Origin of the sequence: Erysipelothrix enhydrae, from assembly GCF_035066605.1 — a bacterium.
GTDB classification, from domain to species: Bacteria; Bacillota_I; Bacilli_A; order Erysipelotrichales; family Erysipelotrichaceae; genus Erysipelothrix; species Erysipelothrix amsterdamensis.
Genome location: NZ_CP125807.1, coordinates 1,429,517 through 1,449,277 on the forward strand (window position 1 = coordinate 1,429,517; position 19,761 = coordinate 1,449,277).

The 19,761-nt window shown below is 36.5% G+C and carries 15 protein-coding genes and 1 other annotated feature; of the genes, 11 read left to right on the forward strand and 4 right to left on the reverse strand.

The window, feature by feature from the left end:
- The first annotated feature begins 10 nt into the window (after positions 1 to 10).
- Complete coding sequence (locus LLS04_RS07055) at positions 11 to 4,612, forward strand: polysaccharide lyase family 8 super-sandwich domain-containing protein (RefSeq protein WP_323611003.1); 4,602 nt, start codon at positions 11 to 13, stop codon at positions 4,610 to 4,612.
- 53 nt (positions 4,613 to 4,665) lie between these two features.
- Positions 4,666 to 4,896 (forward strand) — a binding site (T-box leader).
- Positions 4,897 to 4,942: 46 nt separating this feature from the next.
- Positions 4,943 to 6,235, forward strand: coding sequence for a branched-chain amino acid transport system II carrier protein (brnQ, locus tag LLS04_RS07060; RefSeq protein WP_323611004.1), 1,293 nt, complete (start codon positions 4,943 to 4,945; stop codon positions 6,233 to 6,235).
- Between the two features lie 26 nt (positions 6,236 to 6,261).
- Here the strand turns inward: brnQ and LLS04_RS07065 are convergent, their stop codons facing one another.
- Positions 6,262 to 6,618, reverse strand: a complete 357-nt coding sequence (locus LLS04_RS07065; protein WP_323611005.1) for a DUF2513 domain-containing protein — start codon at positions 6,616 to 6,618, stop codon at positions 6,262 to 6,264.
- A gap of 306 nt (positions 6,619 to 6,924) precedes the next feature.
- Between LLS04_RS07065 and LLS04_RS07070 the strand changes: the two genes are divergently transcribed.
- The gene (locus LLS04_RS07070; RefSeq protein ID WP_323611006.1) at positions 6,925 to 8,883 is read left to right on the forward strand and encodes a choline-binding protein; all 1,959 of its coding nucleotides are present in this window, start codon (positions 6,925 to 6,927) and stop codon (positions 8,881 to 8,883) included.
- On the opposite strand, the gene LLS04_RS07075 is transcribed toward LLS04_RS07070, so the two are convergent.
- Positions 8,880 to 9,467 (reverse strand): nuclease-related domain-containing protein, encoded by a 588-nt coding sequence (locus tag LLS04_RS07075; RefSeq protein WP_323611007.1) that lies wholly within the window; start codon positions 9,465 to 9,467, stop codon positions 8,880 to 8,882. The two genes, LLS04_RS07070 and LLS04_RS07075, sit on opposite strands and share 4 nt — an antisense overlap.
- Positions 9,468 to 9,634: 167 nt before the next feature.
- On the opposite strand from LLS04_RS07075, the gene LLS04_RS07080 reads away from it, so the two are divergent.
- Positions 9,635 to 10,825, forward strand: coding sequence for a coenzyme F420-0:L-glutamate ligase (locus LLS04_RS07080; RefSeq protein ID WP_323611008.1), 1,191 nt, complete (start codon positions 9,635 to 9,637; stop codon positions 10,823 to 10,825).
- 56 nt (positions 10,826 to 10,881) lie between these two features.
- Here LLS04_RS07080 and LLS04_RS07085 read toward each other — a convergent pair whose 3' ends face one another.
- Positions 10,882 to 11,715: a LicD family protein gene (locus LLS04_RS07085; protein ID WP_323611009.1), complete on the reverse strand. Its 834-nt coding sequence runs from the start codon at positions 11,713 to 11,715 to the stop codon at positions 10,882 to 10,884.
- Positions 11,716 to 11,834: 119 nt separating this feature from the next.
- Between LLS04_RS07085 and pip the strand changes: the two genes are divergently transcribed.
- From pip to LLS04_RS07120, 7 genes are all read left to right on the forward strand, one after another.
- The gene (pip, locus tag LLS04_RS07090; RefSeq protein ID WP_323611010.1) at positions 11,835 to 12,746 is read left to right on the forward strand and encodes a prolyl aminopeptidase; all 912 of its coding nucleotides are present in this window, start codon (positions 11,835 to 11,837) and stop codon (positions 12,744 to 12,746) included.
- Positions 12,747 to 12,760: 14 nt separating this feature from the next.
- A complete protein-coding gene (locus tag LLS04_RS07095; protein ID WP_323611012.1) occupies positions 12,761 to 13,624 on the forward strand; it encodes a Cof-type HAD-IIB family hydrolase in 864 nt (287 codons plus the stop codon).
- A 61-nt stretch (positions 13,625 to 13,685) separates the two neighbouring features.
- Positions 13,686 to 13,934, forward strand: coding sequence for a hypothetical protein (locus tag LLS04_RS07100; protein ID WP_003773475.1), 249 nt, complete (start codon positions 13,686 to 13,688; stop codon positions 13,932 to 13,934).
- Positions 13,935 to 13,973: 39 nt separating this feature from the next.
- Complete coding sequence (locus tag LLS04_RS07105; RefSeq protein WP_323611013.1) at positions 13,974 to 14,456, forward strand: MepB family protein; 483 nt, start codon at positions 13,974 to 13,976, stop codon at positions 14,454 to 14,456.
- A 177-nt stretch (positions 14,457 to 14,633) separates the two neighbouring features.
- A complete protein-coding gene (locus LLS04_RS07110; RefSeq protein WP_323611015.1) occupies positions 14,634 to 16,013 on the forward strand; it encodes a dicarboxylate/amino acid:cation symporter in 1,380 nt (459 codons plus the stop codon).
- 214 nt (positions 16,014 to 16,227) lie between these two features.
- A complete protein-coding gene (locus LLS04_RS07115; protein ID WP_323611017.1) occupies positions 16,228 to 18,024 on the forward strand; it encodes a C69 family dipeptidase in 1,797 nt (598 codons plus the stop codon).
- Positions 18,025 to 18,084: 60 nt separating this feature from the next.
- On the forward strand, positions 18,085 to 18,762 hold the full coding sequence (locus LLS04_RS07120; RefSeq protein ID WP_323611019.1) for a TIGR00266 family protein: 678 nt from the start codon (positions 18,085 to 18,087) through the stop codon (positions 18,760 to 18,762).
- A 108-nt stretch (positions 18,763 to 18,870) separates the two neighbouring features.
- Here the strand turns inward: LLS04_RS07120 and LLS04_RS07125 are convergent, their stop codons facing one another.
- Complete coding sequence (locus LLS04_RS07125; RefSeq protein WP_323611020.1) at positions 18,871 to 19,518, reverse strand: peptidylprolyl isomerase; 648 nt, start codon at positions 19,516 to 19,518, stop codon at positions 18,871 to 18,873.
- Between the last annotated feature and the right edge of the window lie 243 nt (positions 19,519 to 19,761).

Sequence of the window (19,761 nt, forward strand, 5' to 3'; positions counted from 1 at the left end):
GGTTACATTTATGAGAAAACCCGTTATGTTTTTACTCACGCTGCTTCTCACCGTTACGTTGTTCCCAACCCAACAACGTATTGAAGCATTGGATGTTGGGCAACCCGCTTCAGCAGCTGAGTATTTCGTCAATTCTGATTTTTCATTGACCGAAAATGTTGTGCCCATGGATGAAAGCAACAAAACAAACAATAAAGATATTGGTTTCTGGACCAATGATCTTAAACCACAAGGATGGATGTTTGAACGTTACAGCAGCTCATCCCTCGATCGTTCTCAATATAAGGCTGATCTAGATCAAGGTGTGATGACTGCTTCGTCAAACAGTCAATACCAAACACCAATGTCTTTTTTCAAACCTGAGAAGAAAATCAAGGCAAAACCCAATACAACTTATATTGTGAAAGGGACCTATAAAACTGATTTTAAAATCATTGCGAATGGTAAACCAGCAGTCGTTAACTTGAATATTGATCAATATAATCAAAATACTTTGATTAAACCATCAATCGAGTTCGAACTTCCTGCAGCACCTACATGGACTGATTTTGAACATGAATTTAAAATTGAGTCTGCGACAGACTTCTTACCCGTCTTTAAATTCGCATTTATCAAAGGTTCTTATTCAATAAAAAATATATCTCTGAAAGAAAAAGAAATCGCATCGGATATTAAACTTACAGATTTGAATGTTGTGCAAGATGAAATGACACTCGCACCGCAAGCACAAGCTGTGATTAAACCGGTTGTTGAACCGAGTGATTATCCTGTTGATCGTTTAGAATGGTCATCCAGTAATCTTGCAATCGCAACCGTTGATGCACAAGGTGTTGTGACTGGAGTTTCTGAAGGACTCAGTGTCATCACGGTTTCTGATTCTAAAAGTGGATTAAGTAAACAGATTAATGTAAATGTTCGTGCTCCAAAAGATACGAATCTATTTGCGAAAAATATTTTAGAAAATGGAAGCTTTGAAAAACTCGTCAAAGCACCCAACAAAGGCAACACAAGCGCTGGAAATTGGCATCAAGATGTTGGTTTTTGGGATCAAGACTTAAAACCTGAATCATGGGTTTTTGAACGATATTCAGCTTCAAACTTAGATGCATCGTATTACAGTGCGGAAATGGTCAAATCCGATGTTAAAGACGGATCGTATGCTGCGAAAATTAATTTAGCGCGTAATGATCAAAGTGCTTTAAGTTTCTTCAAACCACAAAAACGTTATGATGTGAAACCCGAAACAACGTATGTATACGAAGGTTGGTTTAAAACTCAAGATCTTGAAACATTAAATTCAGCACAAGCGCGCATTAATTTACAAGTAGATGGATATACAGCGAATAAAAATTCAGGCGTTGTTCATGCGGATACTATTAATGCATCCGATCAATGGATTCGTTTTAAAGTTGAATTTAAGACGGATGATAAAACAACACAAATCTTACCGGTATTCCGTATGCATAATACGAAAGGGTCTTATTTCCTGGATGACTTGATGCTTTATGAAAAACCAATAGGAGCAACATCAATTCAATTAAATGATGACGCACTTGATATCGCATTGAATCAAAAAGTTTTACTTCCTGTTGTTACTGAACCGAATGCAATCAATCAAAAAACTTTAGAATGGTCATCAAGTGATGAATCCATAGTACGTGTTGATCAAGGTTCAATTGTTGGACTCAAACCTGGAATCGCGAAAATTAGTGTAAGCTCAGCATTTGATTCAAGTATTTATGATGAAATGACCGTGACGGTTTTAAATACCAATTCATTACCGATCCAGTCAATCTCTGTCGCATCCGATTCCATTCGACTTGATGAAAACCAACTTCATTATTTTGAATTTGAAATGACACCAATGCATGCAAACTATAAAGACTTAAGTTTTGTTTCCAAAAACAAAAGTGTTGTGGATGTGACTGAGGAAGGCTTGCTCTTACCGCAAAAACAAGGTGTAACAGAAGTTCAAATATTATTTGGAAACAACGTTTTAAAAACAATTAACGTTGAAGTTACACCGTCTCAAAAAAATGCTGATATGCAATCAATGATTCATCAATGGCAAAAACGATATATAGGAGACAGTAGTATTTCAAGTCCTCTTAAAGATTCGTTTAAAGATAAAGTCATTCGCGAGGGTGAATCACTCTATCGTAGTATGAAGAAAACAAACGATTACCGAGAAGATCTTTGGGATAATACGAGTGCTACAAAATCTTCAAATATGACAAAACAATTCCGTAATCTTAAAGCAGTGATACTTGCCTATCAAATGCCGGAATCTGCTTTATACCAACAAAGAGATGTTTATGAAGAAATCGTTTCAGGGATGGAACACCTTTATAAAGTCTTTAGTTATAATGGAAATCAATCTGTATTTGAGGGGAACTGGTGGGATTATCAAATTGGAAGTGCGAAAGCAATTACTGATAGTTTAATTTTGCTTGCTGATTATCTCCCTCATGAACGTTTAGAAGCATTAGTGCATGTTGTGGAAAGTTATGTTCCAAATGCTGTTGATCAAATGAGTAAAAAAGGGGATATCGCAACTGGAGCGAACCGTACAGACTTAGCAATGAGTTTACTCGGTACTGCTTTATTAAGTGAAGATGTTACTAAACTCGAAAGACTTCAAAACGATCTCATGCCTTTGTTTGAACTGGCAACTTCAGAAGATGGTATCTATGAAGATGGTTCGATGGTTCAACATAAAACAATTCCTTATACCGGAGGCTATGGTTCTGTATATCTAGAAGGTGTATCAAGTCTTCTAACCTTACTGCAACCAAGTCCATGGAAACTAGATGAATCTACATATCAAACCTTGTTCCCTGTATTAGAGCGTGGGTTTATCAGTATGCTTCATGAAGGTCAACTTATGGCAATGGTTCAAGGACGCGGAATGTCTCGCGCGCCAGAATTGATGAAATCCTCCAGTGCTTATGGTGGTGGATTCAGTATGCTGGGTAACTTGCTCTTTGTAAGTGAGATTGCTCCAGATTTATTTAGAGACAAAGTTGAAAGTGTTACAGCTCTTTGGTATCCAAAAATTGAGAAAGCGATTAATCCGCTTGAGCATGTTCGTGATATGAAACATGCTGAACAAATTACGAAGGCTTTAAATACGCAAAGTGATCCTGTGGAACTTGAGAAGAAAGTTTCAATTTTCTCTGCAATGGATCGTGTCGCCGTACATCACGATCGCTATACTTTAGGTTTAAGTATGTACTCAGATCGTATTGCGAACTTCGAATCATTCAGTGGTGAAAATGGAAAAGGATGGTACACCGGAGACGGTATGTATTACCTTTATACTCATGATGATCGTCAATTTGGTGTAAGTTATTGGCCAACAGTTAATCCATACCGTTTACCAGGTGTAACTTTAGATACACGTGAGCTTGCATTAAGCAGTGGCGAACGCTTGCTTTCACCACAAAGTTTTGTAGGGGGTGTTGAGCAAGGTTCTAATGGTACAGCTGTGATGAACTTAGATAAATCAAACTTTAACCAACAAGACCTTACTGCACAAAAATCTTATCTCTTTTTAAATGATAAAGTTGTGTTAATGGGAAGCAAGATTCAAGGAAACTCCCCAGACACAATTGAAACGATTTTTGAAAATCGTATTATTGATACACGCATCGGTGATCAATTCTCAGTTAATGGGAAAATCATGACAGACTCACAACAAGAAATGACTGTCACACCGAATATGTGGGCTCACTACGAATCAAAACACCATGATGATGCAATTGGATACGTTTTCTTAGAAGAAGCACCAATTACGTTTGAATATGAAACGCGTAAAGGTACCTACCAATCGATTAACACATTGTTTGGTAATGACAAGGAATATGAAAATGATTTTGTTTCGATTCGACAAAACCATTCATCTAAAGCAGACAATGATACCTATGCAATGATGATTTTACCGCAATACAGTCAAGCAGAAACGAAGTCATTGAGTCAAGCAAATCCAATTCATATTTTGAGAAATGATGCTTCAATGCATGCTGTGTATGATGCAGATCAACAAATTATTGCAGTGAATGTCTTTGAAGAAGATCAACTATCCCTTGACTTTGATGGTCTTCCAATTAAACAACTAAACCTCAAACCGGGATCATATGTATTCCATTATGAAACCGGGAATCTAACGGTCAGTGTTAGTGATCCATCTCAATCAGTGGATACGGTGGATGTGGAAATTGTATTAAAAGATAAAGATATCATGATGCGATCAGCATCAGATGTGAAATCACTGACATTTGATTTAAATCCGAAAAACGGACAAACACGTACACAAACTGTTGAACTTGTGAAGGGTGATAATAATGGTAATGGTGGTATTACACCTGAGAAACCAGAAGTAAAACCTGAAGAAAAGCCAGGTGAAACAACGAATGAGAAACCCGAAACGAAACCTGGAGATAATAAACCGGGTATCGGAGATGAATTAACGAATTCAAAAACAGATGATTCGAATGATGATAGTCATTTACCGTCAACGGGTAGAGCTTCAGACCTTCCAGGATTTATGTTCCTCATGATTGGTATGGGTTTATTGATGCTTTTCGAATCACGTCGTAAACGCCAATCATAATTTATAGTATGTAATATATTGACAAGCACTCGTAGATTGATTATTATAGTAAAAATAAATCTACGATAGTGAAGGAGTAGGATTCTTGATTGAATGCACAGAGAGTTGACATAAGCTGAGAGTCAATGATTCAAAAGTATCTGAAAATCATCACTTAGATGTATTACTGAAGTAAGTAAGTAATACCGGCTGTTCACCGTTACCCGAAACGCGTATAATTATGTACGTTGAGTGCCATACTTTGTATGGAATTTGGGTGGTAACGCGATAACCTCGTCCCTTGTGGATGAGGTTTTTTTGTCGATTATTGATGGAATTAAGGAGAAACGTATGCAGAAATTATCAAGAAAGAACACATTATTCGTATCATTAACATTATTTTCACTATTTTTTGGTGCTGGAAATCTTATTTTTCCACCCTTTTTAGGTGAATCATCCGGGATACATACTTTAGTATCGTTAGCAGGCTTTTACATTACAGCGGTTTGTTTTCCCGTTTTTGCAGTCATTGCAATATCTCAAAATCGTGGTTTATATCCGCTTGCTTCAAAGGTTCATCCGAAATTTGCTTTAGTTTTTACTTTCTTAATCTATCTCTCAATTGGACCACTGTTGGGAATTCCAAGAGCAGGAAGTCTGCCTTTTGAAATGGCGGTCGCACCTTTTCTAGGCGTTTATGCATCCTATCAACAATTAGGACTTTTTATATTTACGGCAATCTTTTTTGCCATTGCTTATTTTATTTCAAAAAATCCTACTAAGTTGGTGGATCGTATGGGGAAACTTCTTACGCCACTCTTACTTCTTTTAATGTTAATTGTATTTGTAGGTAGTTTTATCAAACCATTTGATGGATTTACATCAGCGATAGGAAATTACCAAACAGCTCCTTTTGTCCAAGGATTTCTTGATGGTTATCTTACGATGGATACCATTGCAGCATTGAATTTTGGGCTGGTGATTTCACTGATTATTAAAGATCTCGGCATTACAAATGAAAAAGATGTGGTGAAAAATACAGTGCGTGCAGGAATGTTTGCGGGTGTTTTATTAGTTGTTGTATATGGGTCATTAGCGTATTTAGGAGCATTAAGTGGTTCGATTTATGGATTTTCAGAACATGGTGCACAAACTCTTGCGAATATTATCATTCATATATTTGGACCCGTTGGCGTCATTCTTCTAGCAATTATTTTTACCTTAGCATGTCTTACTACTTCTGTTGGATTGATTACATCTTGTAGTCAATATTTTTCATCAAAAACCAAGTACCAGTACAAGTCTTGGGTCGTAGTTATTACAGTATGGAGTTTTGTAACGTCTAACCTCGGATTGAGTAAAATTCTACAGATTTCTGTACCACTGCTGGAAACAATATATCCGATTGCGATGGTTCTGATTGTACTCAGTTTTATCGAATTGTTTTGTCATGTAAAACCATCTGTATATCAAGTTACGATTGGGGTCACTGCATTGATGTCATTACTATCGATTATTGACACTTACTTTTTCACAAACGTTTCGTTACTTAGTCGCATTCCTTTAAATTCTCATGGCTTGGCATGGGTAGTTCCAACAGTAATCTCACTTGTGCTCATTCAACTTTATAATTTATTCGATTAAAAAAAGAGTGTATCCACGATACACTCTTAATATCCATACCGTGTGGATCGATATGCAAAAAGTCCGTATGCAAATATTTCTACCGTATAAATTGGATATTTCTGGTTGATTTCATTTTTAAATTCATCATAGAGGCGCTTATCCTTGACTGCATCGATAAGATTTTGCCCGTTTTCTGTTAATTGAATTGTGGGGTTTTCGGTACCGGTATTCGAGAGTGTGAGGATGTTTGCGTGGTGCATTTTATGTAAATGTTCCAAACATTCTTTTTGATTATAAGCGTTCTGTAAATGACCCAGTGTGATGTCCTTAAAGGTAATGTTGGGCTCTGTATGTTCGAGATGGAGTAGGATATCTCGTACACAATCAATATTTAGTTTCATTCTATTCCTCCTTCTAATACCTTAATTATATCAAATCGTGTGCAATGCCTACATTGTTTATCATGCTCTTATGTCATCGTGATAACTGCCCTTGATGTGTCCAATCAGAGCGTTCTATTAAGCTTTATGCATATACTTAGGTTTTTACAATTGTAATTATCTTGCGAATGTCAAATTAGTAGGTGTAAAGCGAATCGATTTCAACGTGTTTTAACAACCGTTTGGAGTGTTTTATAAATATACTTTACATTGTTTTCGTTCTCAATTATTCTAAGTTCGTTCTAGACAAGAAGGAGATTTGTGAATATGAAAAAGTTAACAATGTTACTCATTGTATCAGGTTTCTTGTTCTTTTCTCAGTCGATTCATGCTGAGGAGAAAAAACCGAGAGATCGAGATTTAATCGCTTTAAAAGCTTATCTAATTTCATTAGAAGATTTTGATGATGAAACTGTCGATTTAGGGCGGCACGCGGAAAACGTCGAGAAGTATATTAAAATGATTGAAAACACACCGATTCCAAAGCGTCAAGAAAAAATCAATCAAATAAAGAAAATGGTTGAGGAATCAACCGCACGAAGAAAAAGATCTCGTAATATTGAGCGTTTTGAGATGAATTTAACGCAAAATGGTCTTTTGTCAGATTCTCAGAAAAAATATTATATTGATCGATCTAAAGAGACTGTGGATGCTATCGAACTTGAGGAGCTTAAAACAGAAGTTGTAAATTTAGAAAATAAAATTAAGCAGGATAGTAGATTTGTGGAACTCTATCTTAAAGCGATTGATTCATTTGATAAAATCCATAAGGATATGAGAAAGTATTATGCAGAAGAACTTGCGAATATTTGGTTGAGTTCTAAAAATTTTGATGGGCAAGTGGTTCCATATTTTGATAGAATTGAGGCCGAACATATTCGTAAAGGGGGTAAAGCATGGCAACGTCCCCAAAATGAAGGAGTCGTGGATATTGTAGATTCAGAAATCGATGTATCGGATCAGCGTGAAGATGAAGCGTTTCAAAAATTTCTTGAAAGCAAAACAAAGATTTCTAAAGAAATGCGAGACCATTACTTAAATCGTGTAAGATCGAAAAAAGGTGAAGCAAAACACCATGAGATTGATGTTGTTAAAAAGATACTTGAGGATGAAGAACGACGAATTGAATTTCTAAATCGGAAAAAGACTTTAATTGGTGATTTAAATAATTCGTTTAAATTTTTAACAAGTAACGACTATAATAGGCTCTTAAGCCTCATTAATTCTTCTCATACAACACATAATCTCGATGCTATACGTGTTCAAGCAACTACGTTGAATCAAGAACGGCAGTTGTTCTTGAATAATACTGAGCGTTTAAGACAGCAAATTCAAAAAAGTTCTAAGATAACTGATAAGAATAAGCAATCTTTAATAAATAAACTTGATCGTGCATTTTCAAATCGAAGTGATTTGGAAGTGAGTCAGATTATTCAGGAGTTCAAAGTTTTAGAATCAAAATTTAGAGCAGTACAACAGCGACCTAAAAAAGACAATTCTGTAATTTTAAAGCCAAATCCAAAACCAAATATAATCGAGAAACATCGTCAAGGGTGGCAAGGCGAAAAAGGTAAATCGTCTTATCGAGATAAGACTTTAGAACTTATCAAGGGACGTTGGGAGACAATCTCGGGTTCGCGTTATTATTTCGATGATTTAGGGAAACCTTTGAGCGGTTTTGTTTCAATTGCAAACAATAAATTCTATATAGATCAGGAGAAAGGAATGGTGACGGGTTGGAAAAAGATATCTAATAAATGGTATTATTTCTCTCTCGTAGGGTCACTCAATCGTCAATGGAAGGCGATTAAGGGTGTTTGGTACTATTTTGACTCGAATTCAGAAATGGTAACTGGATGGCAAAAAATAGCTGATAAATGGTATTACTTTGAAAACTCGGGTGCTATGGCCAAAGGCTGGAAAAAGATTAACCAGAAGTGGTACTACTTAGAGAAATCGGGATCGATGGTAACATCATGGAAAAAGATTCAAAATAAATGGTACTATTTGGAACCGTCTGGTGCAATGGCTACCGGATGGAAAAAACTCAATAACAAGTGGTACTATTTGGATCAAAGTGGTTCAATGGTTACTGGGTGGAAATACCTAAATAATCAGTGGTACTATCTCAAAGATAATGGCCAGATGATGGTTGGTAAAGCAATCATTAATAACAAAACTTATTATTTCGATACCCAAGGAGCACTAAAAAATAGAACGACCTAAGAAGTCGTTCTATTATTCTTTGCAATTTTTTTTCGATAACGACGGTGTTTCCACTTTTTCAAAATAAGGAAGCGCTGACGACGAAGTAATAATCGATTAATTCTTCTTATCTCAGAGCGGGATAGTGACTCAACATTCGAATATGAGTGTGCAGAACTCAGGGTAAACAAATTTTTAATCGGACGATGGATGTGATTGACGAGTACACAATTCTTGATAAACGAAGCGTCAATACCTAAGTAGGATGCGAGTGCATCAACGTGATAACGATTTTGAATAAACGGATTGCGTATGGATTGGTCTGTACCTTTCTTAAACCAGAAGGCATCGTCATATGAACCGATGAATGGTTGTTTAGTATACTTAACCTCAAAACACGCGATACCGCTCCGATTTACGACAATCAAATCAATTTCTGTTATTCCGTTATTGCGAACAATAGGGATATAGGTACTATGGTATACATAAGTACTTGAGTCTTGCGATAACAGATTGAATGCTTCGAGTTCAAATTGTGTGCCTCGGTCCTGGGCATTCTTTTTCCGGGTTTTATGCTGATAGATACGATAACGAATTGACTTCATACGATTACCTCTAAAATTGTTTTAGTGATATCATAGCATATACCCATCCTAAAGGGATACTGTTTTATATTTTTTATTTAAATTTGTTCCTAAATGTGTTAGAATCATTAATGGATTGCCTCTCTACGAGGCTTTCAGTGTTTTATATAAAAAAAAGGATGTTATATATGGAAAGAAAAATTGGTACTGTTTCAAGAGGTGTTCGTTGTCCGATCATTCGTGAAGGTGATGATTTAGCTCAAATCGTTACAGAAAGCATTTTGGAAGCTGGGAAGAGTGAAAATTTTGATGTTCGTGATCGCGATATTATCGCATTAACGGAATCCATTGTTGCTCGTGCTCAAGGAAATTATGTTTCTGTTGATGCCATTGCGAAAGATGTAAATAAAAAAATGGATGGTGGAACCGTGGGTGTTATTTTCCCAATTCTATCGCGAAATCGTTTTTCAATTTGTTTACGTGGAATCGCTAAAGGTGTTGATAAGGTTGTGCTCATGTTAAGTTACCCTTCAGATGAAGTAGGGAATGAACTTGTGAGTTTAGACCAACTTGATGCTTCAGGTATTAACCCATATAGTGATGTTCTAAGTCTTGAGCAATATCGTAGTTTATTTGGAGAAAACAAACATCCATTTACGGGTATTGATTACGTTGCTTACTATGCAAGTATAATTGAAGAAGCTGGAACTGAGGTTGAAATTATTTTCTCAAACAACCCTCGTACAATCTTAGATTATACTGATAAAGTTCTAGCGTGTGATATTCATACTAATGCTCGCACAAAACGTATCTTACGCGATAATGGTGCGAAAATTGTTTGTGGTCTTGATGATATTCTAAATGAAAGTGTTGACGGTAGTGGTTACAATGAACGCTATGGTTTACTGGGCTCAAATAAATCTACTGAAGATTCTGTAAAACTTTTCCCAAGAGAATGTACAGATTTAGTTGAAGATATTCAAAAACGAATGCTTGAAGCAACTTCGAAGCATGTTGAAGTAATGGTATACGGTGATGGTGCTTTTAAAGATCCAATTGGTAAAATTTGGGAGCTTGCAGATCCTACTGTTTCCCCAGCTTACACAACAGGCTTAGAGGGTACTCCAAATGAATTAAAACTGAAGTATCTTGCAGATAATGATTTTAAAGACTTACAAGGTGAAGATTTGAAAAAAGCAATCGAATCTCATATCAAAGATAAAGATGATAATCTTGTAGGAAATATGGCAGCTCAAGGAACGACACCTCGTCGTTTAGTTGACCTCATTGGTTCACTTTGTGACTTAACAAGTGGATCTGGCGATAAAGGAACTCCAATCGTATTTGTTCAAGGTTATTTCGATAACTTTGCGGATTAGTCAAAAAAAAGTGTATATTCACAGTAATGTGAATATACACTTTTTAATATTATGATTTAAGATTCAATTGTTTCAATACGATGTATTTTTCGATCTTCTTCTGCGGGTAGGGTCATATAATCACCAAATGCTCGTGTTAGGACAGCATCCGCATCGGATGGAATTTTAAACAACTCATCTTCGAAAAGTGTTTCAATAGGTTCTTTGATATGTTTACGTTCAATGATTGATGTGTTGTATTGATCGTAATTTTCAAAGTATAAGTAACCTAAGTCACCGATGCATGATGTCTCGACGTCTCGGTATTGTGTCATTGCTTTATAGCGTTTTTTCATAAGAATTGGAATAAAGATATTAATCTTATAGAGTTTTTCATTAAGAAATTGCATGGTTTTCTTCAGGATAAGTTTTACCCCTTTATCATTTTCTGTTTCTTGAACTAATAAGAAAATGCGTAAGAGACGGGTGTACTTGTTGACTTGTTCAAACTGCTTGCGACGCAAGGTTTCATCATCAGGTACGCGATCCATAGGGAAGATATCAACCCAAGCTCCTTCATATCCTTTTTGTGTTTTGGATACAGTTTCTTTAATTTTAAGAATATCGGATCGTACTTTTGAAAATTCAATGGCAAGGTACTTATCGTTTTGACGTGATTGGTAACGATAAGGTGTATTATTTTTAAGTTCTTGCGCCATTAATGCATCAAATCGATCAAAATCTTCACGTTCCATCGCAATATCAACGTCATCATCCCAAGGAATAAATCCTTGATGACGAATTGCACCCAGTAATGTACCGGCATATAAGAAATAATTGATGTTTTCACGATCACAGAATGCTTTAACCCATACTAATATATTATAATCTTCGCGTTGTAATTCGTTCATAGTTGGACCTCTTTTCAATTACATAACATACTAATAATAGCGATTACAATATATTATTTCAAGTTTTAGAGACAAATATTAATTCATGATATAATAATAAAAAGAAAACGAGGTAAATGATGGAAATTACAGAACGATTAATAACTCAAGATGGACAATCTTTAGCCGTTTATACGCGCGGAAATAAGAACAATCCAGCAGTTGTCTTTCTACATGGTGGACCGGGAGGGTGTATCTCGGAGAAGTCTTTCAGTTTTTTTGATTCAACAAAATGGTTTGTGATTGCTTTTGATCAACGTGGGTGTGGTCAATCAGAGCCTTTCGCAACTTTAGTAAACAATACACCGTTTTCAGGTGTTGAGGATTTGGAGATGATTCGACATCATTATGGTATTGATTCTTGGGTCGTTTTTGGTGGCAGTTATGGATCAACGCTTGCTTTGTTGTATGCGATTAAACATCCGAACCGTGTATCTCAATTAGTATTACGTGGTATTTTTCTTGGAAGGCAATCAGATATCGATTGGCTCTATCAAGAAGGGGCATCTTACTTCTATCCGGCAGAACATGAAGCCTTTAAGTCGGTTATTGAACCTGATGAACGTCATGATTTGATTCAAGCATATTATCGTGTTTTTACGGGTAAGGATGATCTACAGAAGCGACTCTGTGCTAAAGCATGGTCAACATGGGAAAGTTCGCTGGTTCATTTAGTTCCTAGGTTGCAAGATTTGGAAGTTACTGATGCAGACATAAGTCTAGCAACGCTTGAATGTCATTTTTTTGCGAATAAAATGTTTTGGGATGATGATAATTATCTTCTAAATCACATCAATCAGATTCAAACAATTCCTACGGAGATTGTTCATGGACGCTATGATGTTGATTGTAGACCGAGTGGTGCTTATGAATTGGCACAGAAACTGGAGAATGTGCATCTGCATCTTGTGGAGGCAAGTGGTCACAGTCCTTATGATGATGCAATGTTTGAACAATTAGTTGGTATAATGAAAAATCTCGAGAGTAAATAGATAAAGGAGTTTTTATGATTAAGTTAATTGCAAGTGATATTGATGGTACTTTATTGAATTCTGAACATGTCATTACAGATCGTACGCGAGAGGTGATTCATGCAGCACGCAATCAAGGGTATGAATTTATGCTTGCGACGGGCCGAAATTATGAGAGTGCTGCAGCGATTGCGGAAGCCTTGGAACTTGATCCACATCAAATTCCTATCGTATCGCTTAACGGTATGCGTGTAGAGCATCCGATTCGAAATTATAAGGCAATTGAACCGCCGATGAGTTTTGATGCATGTGAGCGCATGGAACAGCTCGGTACGAAGTATTTTATGGGGATTCTTTATTGTTTTGATGATATTATTTATTTCCAAATGGATACACGATCTGAAGAAGATTTTGTCTTCGGTGAAGATGAGGACCGTCTGCGGTTTTTTAGTGATGCCACGCGCGTTTCTAAAATCAACCACTTAAAGGATATTCATCATCGTTTTGAAAATGGCGATTCTATTCTTAAAATTGTCTATATACAAAATGCAGATTATACAGAGTTGGTGAAAGAACGGATTGCTCTAGATATGGATGCGGATTATGATTTATTAATGGTAGCGCCTGGCTGGGCTGAAATTATGCCTAAACGTATTAATAAAGGTGATGCAATTATGGCGTATGCTGCTTACCGTGGTATTAAACCCGATGAAGTGCTATGTTTTGGTGATAGTGATAATGATTTGACGATGATCAAACAGGCTGGAATTGGTGTTGCAATGGGAAATGCGAGACATTCTTTAAAAATCGTTGCGGATACGGTGACGTGTACAAATAATGAAAACGGCGTTGCGGAATATATCGCGGAGCATTTACTGAATTTGTTTGTGAAGGTCTAATGATATTTAATGATAAGAACGTGCTATCATGTTATAATATTCCTAACAAGGAGGTAATATTATGAACAAATTATTTAAAGTAGCCATTGGTGCTGCAGCTGTTTTAGGAATTGGTGTTGTCGTAAAAAAAATCATTGAAAAAGATATCATTCAAGATAAAGTAAAAGAACGTGAAGCCATGAATTACCTTAAAGATAAATATGGTGAAGAAGCTTTAGACGGTAAGAAAATCATGATTGTTAATGATGATCATGCTGTTACACAAGCAGATATTGCGAAAGATGTACTTGAATACGAAATAAACAAATAAGGAGTCTTAGGACTTCTTTTTGATGCTAAAGGAGCGATTATGTCAGAAGGTTTAAAGTTCTTACGTGAAAAGGGTCTTAAGGTTGAAGTTATATCACGAGATTTCTATAATGATTCGTATTTTGGGATGAATGTCCTCATAGAGAATCAGGTTGAATTTGTATATCGAGAAGGTCGCAGCACGCCCAAAAAGCAAGGTCATTTCGTTACATTATGGAAGAAAGACGATCAAGGATTTAAGAACATCCCATATCGACAATCTGATTTGAAGACTGGACTGATTATTTATATTTCGGATGAACAAGATCCTGGTTTTTTTGTAGTCCATATTAGGGATATAGATCAATTTAAAATTTTACAAAGTGAACATGTTCCTGGAAAGATGGGCTTTAGGGTTTACCACCCAAGTATCCTATTAACCTCATCACAAGCACAAAAAACGCAAACAAAAATGAAACCGTATTTTATTTCGATTTCGGACCTTAATTTCAAAAATCGTATTTTATCGTATTGTGATGCTTGAATTCTTAGAACAACTTTGATACACTACAGACGAATCCTTTAAGTAAGCACGAGATGTTTATAAGGAGTAAAAATATATTTTTTAGTATATATTTATATTCTTTTCGGACTTATTTGATTCAAAATAAGTTTTTTTTTTGGAAAACTTATTATTTGGAACCAAATACAGGAGGGAAATATGAAGAAAAATAACTTCACACGTAGAATTGTTTGGACCTTGGTTTTAGGTTTAGGGGTAGGTCTTGGTTTTATATTTTTAAGAGAAACCTTGATTGGAAATGGTAATGCATCGCTTTGGAAGCAGATCAATGATGCGCTATTTGCGGATATCTTACATGAGTCAAATCCGACTGCAATTGGTATTTTCTTTATTATTGGACAAATCTTTATGCGTTTGTTGCAACTTGTCTTAGTACCATTAATCTTTACATCGATTGTAAGATCAATACAACAAATCCAAGAAACGCGTGTACTGAACAAACTTGCGAAGAAAGGGTTTGCGAACTTTATGCAACTCTTAGCAATCGCAATCGTACTCGCAAGTGTTACTGGATTTACCGCATACAAATTAGGTGTGTTTCAAATATCAAATTTAGGAGCGATTGAGATTACAGAAGGGGTTGTAAATCAAACAAACCCACTGTCAATGATTCTGAATGCATTCAACAATAATGCATTGGGAACGCTAAGCAGTAATTCAAATATTATTGCCGTCGTTGTTCTAGCGTTGATTGTCGGTGTGATGTCACAACAACTCGGCGAGAAAATGGAAGTCTTACCAAAACTAGTCGATGAAATTTATCTTCTTTCGATGAAATTATTGGATCTTGTGATTATGAAGTTTGGTCCAATCGCAATCTTCTGTCTACTCGTTAGAACGCTTGCATCATACGGCATTGATTACTTACAGCCAGCACTTATCTATATGATACTGACTTCATTAACACTTCTTGTCCTCGGATTTGCAGTGTTTCCAATATTTATCGCATTTAAAACAGGATTATCACCACTTCCATTTATTAAGAAGATGTATAAAGTTGCTGTATTTGGTTTTTCAACCTCATCTTCAGCTGCAACACTACCGTTAACACAGGAAACGGTGATGAATGAACTTGGTGTGGATGAGTCCGTAGCATCTTTTATCGTACCCTTAGCTTCGACCATAAACATGACTGGTACTGCGGTCATGCAAATTATTGCAACCTTATTTGTCGCATCAGTAGCGGGTTATCATGTTGGGGTTGTTGAATTGGTATCCATTATTCTGTTGACCATTATTGGATCAATCAGTACACCTGCAGCACCCGGTTCAGGTGCAATCTTACTCTTCACCATTCTTACGGGAATGGGCTATACAAATCAATATGCCTTAGCTGCCTATAGTTTCATTCTCGCTATAAATCGTCCAGTCGAAATGTTAGTGACGGCTATCAATGTTGTGGATGATGGGGTGAGTGCAGTCTGCGTTGCACATGATTTAGAACAATTAGACCTAAAAACTTACCACGAATTCCCTCAAGCACTTCAAGCTGAGGAACAAGTACTCGTGAAATCATAAAAACTTAGAAACGGTATACAAAATGTATACCGTTTTTTTTATTAATAAATGCTTTAGAGAATGGTGGAAATATATTACATGATTGCTCAGTTATCAAACGCATCTTTTCAAATCATTTCATTATGATAATATGAATTTAGACATAGAAAGGGAGGTATATAAATACAAACTACGAAATGTTTTGGTGTGCATTTTTTTATGTATGGAGGAAACTATGAGTAAAATAGAAAAAATCGCATTAACGGGTCTTATGAGTATCGTTGGACTTTGCTTAACCATTACAAGTACCTTTGCATGTACCGGTATCATTATTGGGAAAAATTTAACTGAAGATGGTTCTGTGATTATTGGACGTACTGAAGACCTAGAATTAAATCATAATAAGACATTTGTTGTAAAGAATGTAGAAGGACGGATGCTTGATAATACCGTTCCATTTGTAGATCCATCCAATGGCTTTACCTATGAAGCAAGCGAACATAATTTTAAATATACGGCAATACCGGATGTAACCATCAATGAAGGTATGTATGATGCGGCTGGTATCAATGAAAAAGGGGTTGTGATGACAGCTACTGTATCTGCTAAGTATGATCCTGCTTACAAGACGATTGATCCTTATCTTCCAAACGGACTTACGGAGGCAGCCATTACAACACTTATTTTACCGCGCATTCAGTCGGCTCGTGAAGGTATTGAGTTGATTGCGAAGGTAATTGAAGAAAAAGGTGCTGGTGAAGGGAATATTGTTGTTTTAGCGGACAAAAATGAAGTGTGGTATATGGAAATTTTATCGGGGCATCAATATGCTGCGATTAAGTTCCCTGATGATAAATTCGGTGTCTTCCCCAATGCTTTTTATTTAGGAACCCTTGATGGTTTTGAACCGAAAGATGTTATTCAATCAAAAGACCTCAAAGAAACCGCTATAGCAGCAGGTCGTTATGTTGAACAGGATGGAAAGTTTCATATTGCAAACTCCTACAATCCAATTAAAATGTCAGATGGGAATCGATCACGCGTTTGGTCAGGGATTAAAGCCATCAATCCAAATAGTACGGTGAATTACAATGATGATACCTTTGAATTACTTCAATCGATGGATGGTAAAGTTGGATTGAAAGATGTCATGAAATTCCAACGGAACCGCTTAGAAGGTACTGACTTCATCCCTTCAGATGAGATCAAACTGGATAATAAAGGGAATATTTTAAGTCAAGAAGAAACAGAACGCAGTAAGTATCCGATTGGTAATATCAATACCATGGAAGCACATATTTTCCAAATTAAGGATTCACTGCCTGCAGATGCAGGTGCGGTAATGTGGCTTGCTGTTGGATCTCCACTTGTTTCCCCATACATTCCGTATATGGGAAACATCACAGATACGCATAAATCCTACCAAGTTACCAGCACATCATTTGATGAAAACTCATGGTATTGGACTGCGAATTCAATTGCTCATCATGTATTTAAGGATGATGTAACGCGTAATGAAATTCAAAAACAATGGATTGACTTTGAGGATACATTAATCCAAGATCAACTTAATATTGAGAAACGTTTTATGATGCGTTCAGGAGATTTTGATTATCAAGCGCATACACTTCAAGTGGCAGATGATGCTTTCAATAAACTAAAGGCACTTGATCTAAAACTTAAAGGCGTTGAACCAAAAACGGAAGAACCAAAAACGGAAGAACCGAAGACGGAAGAACCGAAGACAGAGGAACCAAAAACGGAAGAACCGAAGACGGAAGAACCGAAGACAGAGGAACCAAAAACGGAAGAACCGAAGACGGAAGAACCGAAGACGGAAGAACCGAAGACAGAGGAACCAAAAACAACGGTGGATGAAACTTCGACAACAACCAAAAATGGAGACTCTAAAGCTTCAAACACCTTACCACAAACAGGTGTTTCCACTTCTCAAACACTGCTTTACAGTGCTCTTGGTATTGCATTAGTGGGTATGGTTGTAGTCTATAAATCTTATCGTAAAGAACACTAAAGAGGCGTTACGCCTCTTTTTTATGTTTTATGATATAATTCAAGAAAAAGGAGACTGTTTATGGAATTTAAAATTGAAGGAACTTATCCAGTTTTGCGTTGTTTTCTCGATAAAGGGGAATCCCTTATCACAAGTGCAGGGAATATGTCATGGATGACATCAAACATGAGTTATAAGGTGCATTCAGGAGGAGGCTTTAAAAAGGCGTTCGGACGGGCTTTTTCAGGAGAGGGGTTCTTCCAAAATACCTATACTGCAGAAGATTCGAATCAGGAAATTGCGTTCGCAATGTCGATGCCAGGTGTTATTAAACATATTGTTATGGATGGAACGAAGACGTTTATTGCTCAGAAAAACGCATTTTTGGCCTCAGAACCCGGTGTAGAGTTTGCAAATGAATTTACGAAAAAGCTTTCTGCTGGATTTTTTGGTGGTGAAGGCTTCATTCTTCAAAAATTTTCTGGGGTTGGGAATCTCTTTCTTGAAGCAGATGGTTCTTTAATTACCTATGATCTTAAAGAAGGCGAAAGTTTGTTGGTAGATCAGGGAAATTTATTTATGTTTGAATCGGGAGTTTCTTATGAAATTGAAACCGTAAAAGGTTTAAGCAATAAATTCTTTGGTGGTGAAGGCTTCTTCTTGGTTAAACTTACTGGACCCGGTCAGGTAGTGCTTCAAACACTTCCAATTTCTAATTTAGCGGGTGAAGTAAATCGTGTTCTCCCAACATCAAATTAATTAAGAATTGTCGTTAGAATTAGGAGTTTCTCGTTTGAGAGGAACTCCTTTTGTTATGAAAAAAACCGTACACGGAGTGTACGGTATATTCAACTTAAATTTGTTGTTCTAATTATGATTGGGGTTCGTATAGGTTTTACCCTTGGTATCGACTGTAACACGTTTCATGACTTGTTCTTTGCCGTCTATAGGTCGATTGTCTTGGTTTGTCTCGACACTTACAATACGGTCAACTGTGTCCATACCTTCCACAACATTGCCAAATGCCGCATAACTCCCATCAAGATGCGGTGCATCAGTTGTTACGATGAAAAACTGCGATCCTGCAGTGTCGTTACCCTTACTACGTGCCATTGAAATAATACCTCGTTTATGGCTTATGGGATTATCGAAGTTGTTTTGAGAAAATTCTCCTTTAATCGTATAGCCGGGTCCACCCGTTCCTGTACCTTTTGGGTCTCCTCCTTGAATCATGAACCCTGGAATAACACGGTGAAATAACAGGCCGTCGTAAAAAGAATCCTCAACGAGTTTTATAAAGTTATTTACGGTATTAGGAGCGATGTCTGGGTAAAGTTCAAGCTTGATAATCCCACCATCCTCCATCTCAATGGTAACAACAGGGTTGGTATCTTTCGAAAAGTCTTGAGTTTCAGAAGAAAGATCGGGTTTAGGTTGTTCTTTATTTTGAGAACAAGCAGTAAGTGAAATTAGAACGAAAAAGCTGATTGCAATCAATGATATATATTTTTTCATAATGCCTCCATATTTGCTTATATTATACCATAATTAGAAATTTGCCAAGGTGAAGGATTTTTTTTAGATATAATGACGAACATCGATAATGATGTAATGCTTATGGTTAAATGCACTTAGATGGGGTTATTCTCAAATTAAGTAAAATTTACCATTATTTTACTTATGAAATGTTACCGTTTACACTTGACAAGTATGCTTGCAAACGCAATAATGGACACGTAAGCGCTAACAATATGAAAT

Excerpts from the sequence above, each read along its gene's own strand:
- LLS04_RS07055 (WP_323611003.1), top strand. The coding sequence starts at position 11 with ATGAGAAAACCCGTTATGTTTTTACTCACGCTGCTTCTCACCGTTACG.
- brnQ (WP_323611004.1), top strand. The coding sequence starts at position 4,943 with ATGCAGAAATTATCAAGAAAGAACACATTATTCGTATCATTAACATTA.
- LLS04_RS07065 (WP_323611005.1), bottom strand. The coding sequence starts at position 6,618 with ATGAAACTAAATATTGATTGTGTACGAGATATCCTACTCCATCTCGAA.
- LLS04_RS07070 (WP_323611006.1), top strand. The coding sequence starts at position 6,925 with ATGAAAAAGTTAACAATGTTACTCATTGTATCAGGTTTCTTGTTCTTT.
- LLS04_RS07075 (WP_323611007.1), bottom strand. The coding sequence starts at position 9,467 with ATGAAGTCAATTCGTTATCGTATCTATCAGCATAAAACCCGGAAAAAG.
- LLS04_RS07080 (WP_323611008.1), top strand. The coding sequence starts at position 9,635 with ATGGAAAGAAAAATTGGTACTGTTTCAAGAGGTGTTCGTTGTCCGATC.
- LLS04_RS07085 (WP_323611009.1), bottom strand. The coding sequence starts at position 11,715 with ATGAACGAATTACAACGCGAAGATTATAATATATTAGTATGGGTTAAA.
- pip (WP_323611010.1), top strand. The coding sequence starts at position 11,835 with ATGGAAATTACAGAACGATTAATAACTCAAGATGGACAATCTTTAGCC.
- LLS04_RS07095 (WP_323611012.1), top strand. The coding sequence starts at position 12,761 with ATGATTAAGTTAATTGCAAGTGATATTGATGGTACTTTATTGAATTCT.
- LLS04_RS07100 (WP_003773475.1), top strand. The coding sequence starts at position 13,686 with ATGAACAAATTATTTAAAGTAGCCATTGGTGCTGCAGCTGTTTTAGGA.
- LLS04_RS07105 (WP_323611013.1), top strand. The coding sequence starts at position 13,974 with ATGTCAGAAGGTTTAAAGTTCTTACGTGAAAAGGGTCTTAAGGTTGAA.
- LLS04_RS07110 (WP_323611015.1), top strand. The coding sequence starts at position 14,634 with ATGAAGAAAAATAACTTCACACGTAGAATTGTTTGGACCTTGGTTTTA.
- LLS04_RS07115 (WP_323611017.1), top strand. The coding sequence starts at position 16,228 with ATGAGTAAAATAGAAAAAATCGCATTAACGGGTCTTATGAGTATCGTT.
- LLS04_RS07120 (WP_323611019.1), top strand. The coding sequence starts at position 18,085 with ATGGAATTTAAAATTGAAGGAACTTATCCAGTTTTGCGTTGTTTTCTC.
- LLS04_RS07125 (WP_323611020.1), bottom strand. The coding sequence starts at position 19,518 with ATGAAAAAATATATATCATTGATTGCAATCAGCTTTTTCGTTCTAATT.